12 protein-coding genes are annotated in these 12,358 nt (G+C 31.0%); 3 read left to right on the forward strand and 9 right to left on the reverse strand.

The genetic code is table 11. The features are described from left to right. Positions 1 to 2: 2 nt before the first annotated feature. The 9 genes from FUA26_RS12535 to FUA26_RS12575 form a co-directional block, all read right to left on the reverse strand. The gene (locus FUA26_RS12535) at positions 3 to 749 is read right to left on the reverse strand and encodes a TerC family protein (protein ID WP_147136652.1); all 747 of its coding nucleotides are present in this window, start codon (positions 747 to 749) and stop codon (positions 3 to 5) included. A 38-nt stretch (positions 750 to 787) separates the two neighbouring features. Then, entirely contained in the window at positions 788 to 1,576 is a 789-nt protein-coding gene (locus FUA26_RS12540; RefSeq protein ID WP_147136655.1) for an RMD1 family protein, read from the reverse strand. A gap of 5 nt (positions 1,577 to 1,581) precedes the next feature. Next, positions 1,582 to 1,998, reverse strand: a complete 417-nt coding sequence (locus FUA26_RS12545) for a VOC family protein (protein WP_147136657.1) — start codon at positions 1,996 to 1,998, stop codon at positions 1,582 to 1,584. A 12-nt stretch (positions 1,999 to 2,010) separates the two neighbouring features. Next, positions 2,011 to 2,463, reverse strand: a complete 453-nt coding sequence (locus tag FUA26_RS12550) for an NUDIX hydrolase (protein ID WP_147136660.1) — start codon at positions 2,461 to 2,463, stop codon at positions 2,011 to 2,013. After that, on the reverse strand, positions 2,453 to 2,746 hold the full coding sequence (locus FUA26_RS12555) for a hypothetical protein (RefSeq protein ID WP_147136663.1): 294 nt from the start codon (positions 2,744 to 2,746) through the stop codon (positions 2,453 to 2,455). Before FUA26_RS12555 ends, FUA26_RS12550 begins: the two co-directional genes overlap by 11 nt. 11 nt (positions 2,747 to 2,757) lie before the next feature. Further along, on the reverse strand, positions 2,758 to 3,732 hold the full coding sequence (locus tag FUA26_RS12560; protein WP_147136665.1) for a deoxyhypusine synthase family protein: 975 nt from the start codon (positions 3,730 to 3,732) through the stop codon (positions 2,758 to 2,760). Further along, the gene (gene speB / locus FUA26_RS12565; RefSeq protein WP_147136668.1) at positions 3,722 to 4,663 is read right to left on the reverse strand and encodes an agmatinase; all 942 of its coding nucleotides are present in this window, start codon (positions 4,661 to 4,663) and stop codon (positions 3,722 to 3,724) included. Before speB ends, FUA26_RS12560 begins: the two co-directional genes overlap by 11 nt. Positions 4,664 to 4,671: 8 nt before the next feature. Next, on the reverse strand, positions 4,672 to 6,126 hold the full coding sequence (locus FUA26_RS12570) for an arginine decarboxylase (RefSeq protein ID WP_147136670.1): 1,455 nt from the start codon (positions 6,124 to 6,126) through the stop codon (positions 4,672 to 4,674). 485 nt (positions 6,127 to 6,611) lie between these two features. After that, positions 6,612 to 8,873 carry a tetratricopeptide repeat protein gene (locus tag FUA26_RS12575; protein ID WP_147136673.1) on the reverse strand — a complete coding sequence of 754 codons (2,262 nt, stop codon included), beginning with the start codon at positions 8,871 to 8,873 and terminating at the stop codon, positions 6,612 to 6,614. A 224-nt stretch (positions 8,874 to 9,097) separates the two neighbouring features. Between FUA26_RS12575 and FUA26_RS12580 the strand changes: the two genes are divergently transcribed. Genes FUA26_RS12580 through FUA26_RS12590 form a run of 3 tightly spaced genes read left to right on the forward strand, consistent with a single transcriptional unit; the run spans position 9,098 to position 12,351 of the window. After that, entirely contained in the window at positions 9,098 to 9,997 is a 900-nt protein-coding gene (locus FUA26_RS12580; protein WP_147136676.1) for a MerR family transcriptional regulator, read from the forward strand. A 48-nt stretch (positions 9,998 to 10,045) separates the two neighbouring features. Beyond that, positions 10,046 to 11,515, forward strand: coding sequence for a phytoene desaturase family protein (locus tag FUA26_RS12585; RefSeq protein ID WP_147136679.1), 1,470 nt, complete (start codon positions 10,046 to 10,048; stop codon positions 11,513 to 11,515). After that, positions 11,512 to 12,351, forward strand: a complete 840-nt coding sequence (locus tag FUA26_RS12590; RefSeq protein ID WP_147136681.1) for a phytoene/squalene synthase family protein — start codon at positions 11,512 to 11,514, stop codon at positions 12,349 to 12,351. The genes FUA26_RS12585 and FUA26_RS12590 overlap by 4 nt, the downstream gene beginning before the upstream one ends. Positions 12,352 to 12,358: the final 7 nt, after the last annotated feature.

Raw genomic sequence — 12,358 nt, forward strand, 5'->3', positions numbered from 1 at the left:
TTTTATAATGTTGCATTACCACCAGGTTTTAACCTTATTACCAACATAACAACAAACATTGAAAAGCCCATTGAAAAATATATGTAACCTTTTGCAATGGGCTCATCAATACTTTCGGCCATTAATGATACGCCTATTAGTAGTAAAAAAGACAACGCTAACACTTTAACACTTGGGTGTTTATTTACAAAATTACTTATGCTGTGTATTGAAAACACCATAATTATCATAGCTATTACAATGGCAATAATCATTATTTCTACATGCGAAGCCATACCAACTGCTGTTATAACAGAATCTAACCCAAAAACAATATCTAATAAGCCTATTTGAATAACAGTTTGGGCAAATGATAGTTTTGTACCTACTTTAACTTTATGTTCGCCTTCTAACATGTTATAAATTTCAATAATACTTTTGTATAACAGAAACAAACCACCAACAAGTAGTATTAAATCTCTGCCAGAAAACGATAACCTTTCTACCCAACTTCCTGTTAAATTTAACCAATTAGCAGCATTAAATAATGGCTTTGTTAGTGTTAAAACCCATGTTATAGATAGTAGTAAAACAACTCGGGTAAATAACGCAAAGGCTAAACCTAAAATTCTTCCTTTTTTTTGTTGATGCTCAGGTAACTTATCGGTTTGAATTGATATGAACACAATATTATCAATACCCAAAACAATTTCCATAATTGTTAAAGTAAGTAATGATAATAGTGCTTCAGAAGAGGTTAGCCATTCCATAGTTAAAATTTTATGCTACTAAAGTTATAAAAAGCCTTTTAAATGTTCATTATTTTTAAAATAATTAAGTCTATTACTTCAATTACAATTAAAATAATGATAATCCACTCTAACCTACTACTCTCACTATGAAACATGATATCTTTAAATAAGTCTAGGTTTTCTTTTACAATATCTACTTGCTGGTGTATAATTTGGTGCCTATCTACCAAATCAAATTTCTTTTTAAGCTCTAAATTTAACTTATTTAAATCTTCATCATCTGTTGCTAACTCATGCGATTCAAAAATGTATAAGTTTTCAGAAATTTTGTTTTTTATGTTTAATACTTTACCAATGTATCGTTTTAACTTTTTACCGCTAATGTTAAGTTTACCCTGCTCTTCAAGAAAATTAGTATGCCTTCTTGTGTCTTCTAAAAGTTTTTCAGCTATGTTATAATAAAAATCTAAAGCAACAGATTGCGATAGATTTAACATTATTAAACGTAACTTTTCAGAATCACTATCAGGTATTGTAATGGTTTCAAACTCTAACTTAAATGTATTGGCATTTGTTACAACTTCAATAGTTTCTGCCATTGTGGTTTTTGTAACATTACCTTTTAATGTTGGGTGTATTTTTTGTTTTAACGCTACTGTTTCTTCTTCTGTAAAATTGTAAACACAAATAATACCGTATTTAAATGCGTATAAATATTTATGCTCACTTAGTTGAAAGAAAATCTCATCGTTATCTGCGTATAAAGGTGTTAAATTAAAAACTCCTTTTAATGACTGAATGTCAATAATTTCGGCAATATGAATTGCACTTGCTGTTGTTTCCATTGTTTTTATGAGGCAAATACCTCATCATCGCTTTTAAAGCTTTTAAATTCTATCATGTAACCATTAGGGTCTTTCACAAAAAAAGATAAGTGTTCACCAACTTTATTTTGCATAAATGCTACTTCGGTAGTAACCTCTAACCTATCATCTTGAAATAATTTTGTGTAAAGTTTACCCCAATTTTCAGCATTTACAATAACGCCAAAATGAAATGATGGTAAAATATGATCACCCAACCTATACTCTTTAAAACTAAAATTAAAAGGACCTGTTTTGGTAAATGTTATTTGGTTGCCATACAGGTTAACATCTACCCATTTTTCGGTATGCCTACCTAAAGTCATACCAAGCACTTGGGTATAAAACATTTTGGTTTCTTTTATGTTTATACACGGTAATGCTAAATGAAACTTTGCATTCATGTTAATTATGTTTTAACGTAGCTTTTTTGTGTGTTGACCAAAATATAATGCCACTACTTGTTTGTCTTGCTTGTCTAAAAATTCTAAGGCTTCATACCATGGCACCCAATGGGCACTTTTAAATTTATGTATTTCAGCAACTTGAATATTTTCTATACTTAACCCTGTTACAAAATAGTGCTTGTATATTTCTTGCTTTTGTTTGGTAACCTGCTTTTTTGAAACAAAATAACTTACGTTTTTTTTTAAAAGCTGCACACCAATTTCTTCATAAGTTTCTCGAATAAGAGACTGAATATCAGTCTCTTTTTTCTTTTTTATACCACCCGCTAAAGAGTATTTGCTTTTGCCTTCAATTTTTTCTAAAACTAAAATGTTTTCTTTATTGATAGCTATAAGTCTAGACTTGTCAATTTTTTTGACTGCCTTTTTTACTTTAAAATGAAACAGATTATTAGTCTTCATCAGCTAAAAACTCCATATCTGCCATTTCAGTTTCGCTATCATTATCATCATTATCTTGATCATAATCATCAGCAAAATCTTCCATAGCTTTTATAAGTTTAAGGCCCACTTTAACAAGGTATATGGTATCTTCGGTTTTTACCTCAATAGCCTCTACTACTTCACCTTTAGCGTTTTTAAATGTAATTACATCGTTATCACCATACCCATCAGGATATTTTTCTAAAAGAAGGTTTAAAATATCTTCATTTAATTTTTGATAATCTACAATTTTACGAATCATGTTTTTCATAATTACATACCTAATAAATAGGCAAAAATTAATGGTGCAACAATAGTTGCATCACTTTCAATAATAAATTTAGGTGTATCAATATCTAATTTACCCCATGTAATTTTTTCGTTTGGTACTGCTCCAGAATATGAACCATAACTGGTTGTTGAATCTGAAATTTGACAAAAGTAACTCCAAAAAGGTGTATCGGTTCTTTCCATATCTTGATATAGCATTGGAACTACACATATTGGAAAATCGCCTGCAATACCGCCTCCTATTTGGAAAAACCCAATACCTTTTTCTGAATTATCAGTGTACCAATTAGCCAAAAAGGTCATGTACTCAATACCTGATTTCATGGTGCTAGCTTTAAGTTCTCCTTTTAACACGTAGCTTGCAAAAATATTACCCATTGTACTGTCTTCCCAACCTGGGCAAACTATTGGTAAATTTTTCTCGGCAGCTGCATACATCCATGAGTCTTTCAAATCTATTTCATAGTATTCTTCTAACACACCCGATAATAGCATTTTATACATAAACTCATGTGGTAAATAGCGTTCGCCTTTATCATCAGCTTCTTTCCAAATAGCGTGTATGTGTTTTTGTAATCTTCTGAATGCTTCTTCTTCAGGAATACATGTATCTGTAACTCTGTTTAAACCCTTTTCTAACAAATCCCATTCTTGCTGCGGTGTTAAATCTCTGTAATTAGGTACACGTTTATAGTGTGAGTGTGCAACTAAATTCATGATATCTTCTTCAAGGTTTGCCCCTGTACATGAAATGATATGCACTTTATCTTGCCTAATCATTTCAGCAAAAATTTTACCTAACTCTGCAGTACTCATAGCACCAGCAAGAGACACCAGCATTTTAGCGCCATTGTTTAATTGATCTTCGTACGCTTTAGCGGCATCAACTACTGATGCTGCATTAAAGTGCAGATAGTATTTTTCTATGAAATTTGAAATAGCGCCTTTAGTACTCATCGTCTTCGTTAAATTTTGAAAAATTATTTACTTTATTGTTATTATTGTTAAAATCATCGTTATAGCCATCTTCAACGTCTTCATTTTGAAATTTATAGCTTAACATTTTATAATATAGTTTTGCAGCTAAAAAGTCTGATGATTTTTCAGCTTCATTAGGGCAAAGTTCAACTATATCAAACCCAACCACATTTTTTTCTTCAAACACCTGCTTTAAAAAATCTAAGGTTTCATACCATAATAAACCACCTGGTTCTGGCGTACCTGTACTTGGTAATATTGAAGGATCAAAAGCATCAAGATCAAAAGTAATAAACACGTTATCTGTCATTTGTTCAATAGCTGAATCCATCCAAGTATCATCAATAGCCATTTCGTGTGCAAAGTATGTTTTATCTAAATCCATTACCGATTTTTCTTTAACATCCATTGAACGAATACCTACTTGAATTAAGTTGGTATTTTGGCTAGCTTCATATACCGCACAAGCGTGGTTACATGCTGTACCTTCGTATGATTTTCTTAAATCGGCATGTGCATCAATGTGTAAAACCGTTAAATTTTGGTAAACTTCATTAAATGCTCTAATTGTTCCTATTGATATTGAGTGCTCGCCTCCAAAAATAGTTACAAATTTATTTTTTTTAATATAGCTTTTAGTTACTTGATGCACAGCTTCAACCATACTTTCTGGCGATGCATTTTCTGTAACAGCATCTGCTAAATAAATACCTTCTTTATAAACCTCGGTATCTGTTTCAATGTCATAAAGCTCCATATTTTCTGAAGCGTTTAAAAAAGCATCGGGCCCTTTATCAGCGCCTTTTTGCCATGTGCTAGTTCCGTCATAAGGAACTGGAATTAGAACTATTTTTGCACATTCTAACTTTGCATACTCTTCTGGTATGCCTGCGTAAGTTTTGGTTTTCATTTTACCTACTAACTAATTGTACTAAATGTTGTATTTTTTTGTTCTTGAGTTTCGCTTGTTTCAGGTGTTTTATTATACCCTAAAATGTTAAGCAAGTCTTCACTTTGCTGTTGGCCTTTGTATAGTTTTGTTACTATGTTTCCTTGTACATCTCTATCAATTAAAATATGTTTTGGCGCTGGAATTAAACAGTGTTGTAAACCGCCATAGCCACCTATTGTTTCTTGGTATGCACCGGTATTGAAAAAGCCTACATACAATGGTTTTTCTTTATCATACTTTGGTAAATAAATGGCATTTATGTGCTGCTCACTGTTGTAATAATCATCACTATCGCAGGTTAAGCCTCCAAGTAACACTCGTTCATAAGAGCTGTTCCACCTGTTTATTGGCAGCATTATAAATCTTTTATTTATTGCCCAAGTATCTGGTAATGTTGTTATAAACGATGAGTTTATCATATTCCATTTTTCTCTATCGTTTTGTTGTTTTTGGTAAAGTACTTCATAAATAGCGCCTCCGCTTTCGCCAACTGTAAAGCTTCCAAATTCTGTAAATATATTTGGTACATCTACTCCTTCCTCTTCACAAGTTACATTTATTTGATTTATAATTTCATCAATCATGTACTCATAATCAAACTCAAAAGCTAATGAGTTTTTAATAGGAAAACCACCACCAATATTTAAACTATCTAAACTAGGACAAACCTTTTTTAAACTTATGTATACTTTTAAACATTTTAAAAGCTCGTTCCAATAGTAAGCTGTATCTCTAATGCCTGTATTTATGAAAAAATGCAGCATTTTCAACTTTACTTTTGGGTTGTTTTTTATTTGCTTGTTGTAAAATGGCACAATGCTTTTGTAACCAATACCTAACCTTGAGGTGTAAAACTCAAACTTTGGTTCTTCTTCAGAAGCAATTCTAATACCAATATTATAAGTGCTGTTAATTTCATTACTTAGTAAATCAATTTCTTCGTAATTATCAATAATTGGTATGCAGTTTTTATGACCATTATTTATCAATCTGGCAATATTGGTTATGTATTGTGCTCTTTTAAAACCATTGCTAATAACAAATGTATCGTCTTTTATTTTGCCGCTTGCTTTAAGACTTTCAACAATGTCAATATCAAACGCTGATGATGTTTCAATATGAATATCATTTTTTAAAGCTTCATCTAAAACATGTTTAAAATGAGAGCTTTTAGTACAATAACAGTATTTGTATTCGCCTTTATAATTATATTTTTTTATAGCAGAATCAAACCATGTTTTAGCTCTGTTTATATTGTTTGATATTTGCGGAAGGTAGGTAAACTTTAATGGTGTACCGTAGGCTTCTACCAACTTGTTTAAGTCTATATCATGAAAAAATAGTTTGTCTTTTTCCAAAGCAAATTCTGGCTGAGGAAAATCAAAAGTTTGGTTGATTAAATCAACGTATTTAGTATTCATTATTTTTTATTGTAAAAGTTATTAAAATATTTGCGCAAAAGGGCCAACCTTTTGTTAAGATTATAATAACTTTATATCAAACCATGATTTGATATTGCGCTTTTGGTGTAAAGCACAAACTATACTGTGAAGTAATAACTTTAACTACGGAAGTTAGCTTTAAATTTCGGTTACTTACACCATAAGCAGCTTTTGAGATTGACTTCCTAATTTTCAAAAGCCCGAACATAAAAACAGGTTTCAATTTGTTCAGCTAAAAGTTTATTTAAGCAAACTTTATGCTGCAAATGAAAAACAAAATATTAAATAAAAAAAATATTTTTAAAAATTTAATATTAACTACCTAAAACATTGAAAACCATTGTTTTTACTCGTTTTTTTGAATTTATAATTTTTAAAATTAACTTTTATAAAAAGAAAAAAATAAGTTTTGTATTACAAGTTCATTTTTTAAAACGCAGATTTACTGCTTACAAATTAAAAATTTACTGTAATTGATTTAACATGGCTGCATATTGTTGATTATTAGGGTACAGTTGTACCAACCTTTGTGCAATATTACGTGCTTTTGCTATTTGATTATTTTTTTGATACAAATAGGCTAAAACATAGAGTAAATCGGCATTTTGAGGTGCTCTTTTTAAACCGCTAACTACGGTTGCCTCTGCCTTTTTAAAGTTATTTAACTTATCATAAAGCAAACTTAAATTATAGTAAAACCTTATGTTTTCTGGCATATATTTAATAGCTAATTCCATTTGCTTTACAGCTTCTTCAGTTCTGTTTTGCTCGCCCAATAACAGCGCATAAGAATAGTAAGTTTGAGCAAACTCTGGTTCTTGCTTAATAATTGTTTTAAAAGCTTCTTCAGCTTTTTTTACTTGGCCATTACGGTAATATAAATTTGCTAAATTACTTCTAATTATGTTGTTTAAACCATCAATTTCTAAAGCACTTTCCATAGATTTTATAGCATTTGGCACATCGCCTTTTTTAAGGTAATAGCCACCACGTTTGGCGCGTCCGCCCGCAAAATCTGCGGTTACATTTAAATGCACTTCAAATTCTTTTTTTACTTTTTTGTAGGCTTCTTTATAAGCTTCAGGAATTTGTATTTCATCTAAACTACTTAATGCAAAAAATGCCTTTACACGTACGGTACGCTTAGGGTCTTTTAGCAACGGAATAAAATATTTTGCGTAGTCTTGGTTAGTTATTTCACCTAAAGCATCAATGGTTGCACCTCTAACTATGGGTGAATCATCTTTTAAAAACTGCAGCATATTATCAATAACATCATTGTTATAATACTGTGTCATGTTACTAACGGCTGATGCCCTTGCCAACTCAGGATAAACAGTGTCTTTTGCTAATGTAAGTAAGCTATGGTAACCATCTTCTTCACCTGTAAAACCTGGAGCTAACAAATCTGAAAAGTGATTTTTTTCTGGTTCTCCATATTGTTTTTTGTATTGCTCCCAAGCCCAGGTATCGGTTTTATCTGTATGGCATCTGGTACAGGCATTTGGCGTGCCGTATTTTAAGCTTTGATCTGGCCTTGGTATTCTAAAGCTATGATCTCTTCGGTAATCATTACCCATATAAATTTTTCCATCCATATGGCAATTTATACATTGTGCACCATCAGTATTTGCTTGATGAAAGTGGTGCGATGGCGTATCATACTTAGGCTTTTCATGGCATTGCAAACACAAATTATTCCCTTCAAATTTAAGTTTTAATGAATGTGGATTGTGGCAGTTTGTGCAAGTTACATCATTATGATACATTTTACTTTGAACAAAGGAGCCATATACGTACACTTCGTCTTGAATTTGACCATCAGGATAATACAATCCGTTTGTTAACACCTGCGGAAAGTAATGATCTAGCATAGTACCTTCAAAATTAAAATTTGAAGAATATTGTTCTCTTCGCATGTGGCATCTGGCGCATTGATCAACTAATTCTTTAGGTTGTGTTTTGCTTGTCATCCACATACCATCGGTGGCTACATATTTATCACCTTGTTTTTTAGCCTCTTCAACATGGGCTTTTCCGGGGCCATGGCAAGCTTCACAATTTACATTTATAATAGCGTATTTAGTATTGTAGCTATGGTTTTCTTGTGTGTAGTTTTTTCTAACGTTGGTAGAGTGGCAATCGGCACACATGTTGTTCCAATTTAAACCACCTCTAGACCAATGTAACCACTCTGAGTGCACTACTTTAAAATCTGGATACAAATCAAACCATTTTTGTTTCTCAGTATCCCAAGCAGTTCTTAAACACTGGTAATGCCCATTTGGAAATTTTACAATGTACTGTTGCAAAGGTGTTAAACCAAAGGTATATTCTATTTTATAATTGTGATTTTTACCATCGGGCCCTTCAGTGTTTACATAATAATTACCCTCTTTTTTAAAAAACTTTGAAATAACACCTTGGCTTTTAAATGTAGCATCATTAAAATTACCTAAAACAGTTGCTTCTGTAGCAATTTGCATTGCTTTATCGTGGTGAGATCCTTTCCAATCTTTAACTTCATCTTTATGGCATTCAGCGCAAGCTTTATCTCCTAAAAAATGTGAATCTGGTATTACATTGGCAGATATGAATATATCGTCTTTTTTAGCCTCAACATATTGCTGTTTTTTATTATTACATGAAAATGACAGAGAAAGAACAACCAAGTAAACAAAAAAATTACTGGTTTTAATCTTGAAATAAAAAGAATTTACAAGCATAGTTTATTAGTGCAAAAAATAGCAAATTGGGTTTCAAAAATACGGTTTACTTATGGTAAAACAAAGAACGCTATTTATTTAAAGCTATCATTATTTATTAAAACAATAAATGGTTTAAATAACTATAAATATGGTTTTATAAAACTTTTTCTATGAAAATTTGAAACAAATTATTACTTTTGTTTAACATTTGTTAGTTTTTAATAAACAACTAAGAATTATTAATGAATAATATTCAAGTAAACTTTAGTATTAAAGACCTAGAAAACTTAACGGGCATAAAGGCGCACACCATTAGAATTTGGGAGAAGCGCTACAACCTACTTGCACCTGATAGAACTGATACAAATATTAGAACATATAGTATTACCAGCTTACAAAAGCTTTTAAATATTTCATTTTTAAACAACAATGGTTACAAAGTTTCTAAAATTGCGAAATTAACCGATGAAGAAATACCTGTAAAAGTTAGAGAAATAGCATCGCGTGCTAAGGTTGAAGATCATGCCATAAATGCCTTTAAAATGGCTATGATAAATTTTGACCAAGTTTTGTTTTACAACACTTACAATAACCTTATTGAAAATAAAACTTTTAGTGATATTTTTTATACAGTTTTTAGGCCTTTACTAACTGAAATTGGACTTTTATGGCAAACCAACACCATAACACCCGCACATGAGCATTTTCTGTCAGTACACATAAAACAGAAAATTTTACTTAATATTGAAAGGTTACAAAGTTTAGAACCCAAACCAGACTCTAAAACATACATTTTATTTTTACCTGATAACGAAATACATGATATTGGCCTACTTTTTATAAATTACCAATTACGAAGCAAAGGTTTCCACACTATTTTTTTAGGTGAAAGTGTTCCTGCCGAAAGCTTAAAAAGTGTACTTGAATTTTTTACAAATATTACCTTTATTACTTACTTTACTGTAAATCCTGAAATTGAAAAAATACCAAGTTATATTGATGATTTTAGCAATTTACTTCTAAAAAACACCAGTAACGAACTATTCTTATTAGGCCCAAGACTTAACAACTTAACCAACCTTAAACTGCCTGAAAACACAGTTATTTATAAAAGTATTGAAGATTTAATTCATAATTTATAATCTAAAAACACTTTTTGTTAAACTTTTTTTTATATTTGTTAAACAAATATGAAGAAAACAGTTTTAATATTAGGTTCAGGTTTCTCCTCTTTATCAGCTGCATGTTATTTAGCTAAGGCGGGTTACAATGTTACAATTTTTGAAAAAAACAAAACTATTGGAGGCAGAGCTAGACAATACAAAAAAGATGGTTTCACCTTTGACATAGGTCCTACTTGGTATTGGATGCCCGATGTGTTTGAACGCTTTTTTTCCGATTTTAATAAAAAACCATCCGATTATTATCAACTAGACAAACTCAATCCTGCATACAGCGTTTATTTTGGTAAAAATGATTATGTAACCATTGAGGATACTTTAGAAAAAATTTGTGCCACATTTGAAACCATTGAAAAAGGTAGCTCTATTCAGCTTAAAAAATTCATAAATAAAGCAAAAGACAACTACAATATTGCCATTAAAGACTTGGTATACAACCCTGGTGTTTCTCCTTTAGAGCTTGTTTCATTAACAACTATTAAAAGATTAAATCAGTTTTTTAGCAGTGTTAAAAGTGATGTTAGAAAAGCTTTTAAAAATGATAAATTAGTACAAATTTTAGAATTCCCAGTATTATTTTTAGGCGCTAAACCAAGCAACACACCTTCGTTTTACAACTTTATGAATTATGCCGATTTTGGTCTTGGCACATTTCACCCCAAAAAAGGTATGTATCAAGTTATTTTAGCTATGGAGCAATTGGCTAAAGAACTTGGTGTGACTATTAAAACAGAAAACCCGGTTGACAAAATTATAGTAAGTAACAAAAAAACCACTGGCATTTTGTCTAACGGAAATGAATATATAGCTGATATTGTGCTAAGTGGTGCCGATTATCATCATACAGAAACACTTTTAGATAAACCTTTCAGACAATACACTGAAACCTATTGGAGCAAAAAAACATTTGCCCCATCGTCATTACTTTTTTACGTTGGTTTTAATAAAAAGCTAAAAAATGTAGAGCATCACACTTTATTTTTTGATGTACATTTTGATACACATGCTAATGCTATTTATGATAATCCTAAATGGCCTGAAGCCCCTCTATTTTATGCTAGTTTTCCTAGTAAAACAGACGATAGTACCGCGCCTAAAGATAAAGAAGCTGGCATTTTTTTAATTCCATTAGCACCTGGTATTGAAGACAATAGAGTTATTAGAGACACCTATTTCTCAAAAATAATCACTAGATTTGAGAAGCTAACATCACAAAAAGTGGCTGATGACATCATTTTTAAGAAGTCCTTTTGTGTAAATGATTTTATAAACGACTATAATTCTTACAAAGGCAATGCCTACGGTATGGCAAATACGTTATTACAAACTGCTTTTTTAAGACCAAAATTAAAAAGTAAAAAGGTTAGTAACCTTTATTTTACAGGACAATTAACAGTACCCGGACCAGGCGTACCGCCTTCATTAATTTCAGGTAAACTGGTATCAGAATTAATAACTAAACACCATCCATTATCATGAAACAATTATTTGACACTGTATCGTACAACTGCAGTAAATCGGTTACTAAAACATACAGTACATCGTTTTCTATGGCTACCAAAATGTTAGCTAATTCTATAAGAAATGACATTTATAATATCTATGGTTTTGTTAGGCTTGCCGATGAAATTGTAGATTCATTCCATGATTACAACAAGCAGGAACTTTTTGATAAACTTACTGAAGATTTAGAAAAAGCATTAACGCAAAAAATAAGCTTAAACCCAATTTTAAATGCATTTCAGTACACATACCATAAGTATAATATAGACAAAGCTTTGGTTGATGCGTTTATGAAAAGTATGCGTTTAGATTTGCATAAAACCAACTACTTAACCACACAAGAATATAAAGATTACATATACGGATCAGCCGATGTAGTTGGGCTAATGTGCTTAAAAGTATTTGTAAAAGGTGATGAGAAAAAATATGAAGATTTAAAAGATACCGCTATGGCTTTAGGCTCTGCTTTTCAAAAAGTGAATTTTCTAAGAGATTTAAAAGCTGATTTTGACGAACTAAACCGAAGCTATTTCCCTAATGCAGATTTACACAACTTAAGTGAAGCTTCTAAACAAGATATTATAAATGATATTGAAGCTGATTTTGCTAAAGGCTTAAGTGGTATAAAGCAATTACCTATTGAAGCCAAATTTGGTGTGTTTACAGCTTATAGGTATTACAATCAATTACTAAAAAAACTACAAAAAACACCCGCTTTACAAATTAAAAACACTAGAATTAGAGTTTCTAATCCTAAAAAAATTGAACTTTTAATGCGTAGTTATGTAAAATATCAATTAAATTTATTGTAATTTATAG

Origin of the sequence: Seonamhaeicola algicola (assembly GCF_007997385.1) — a bacterium.
Taxonomy (GTDB): Bacteria; Bacteroidota; Bacteroidia; order Flavobacteriales; family Flavobacteriaceae; genus Seonamhaeicola; species Seonamhaeicola algicola.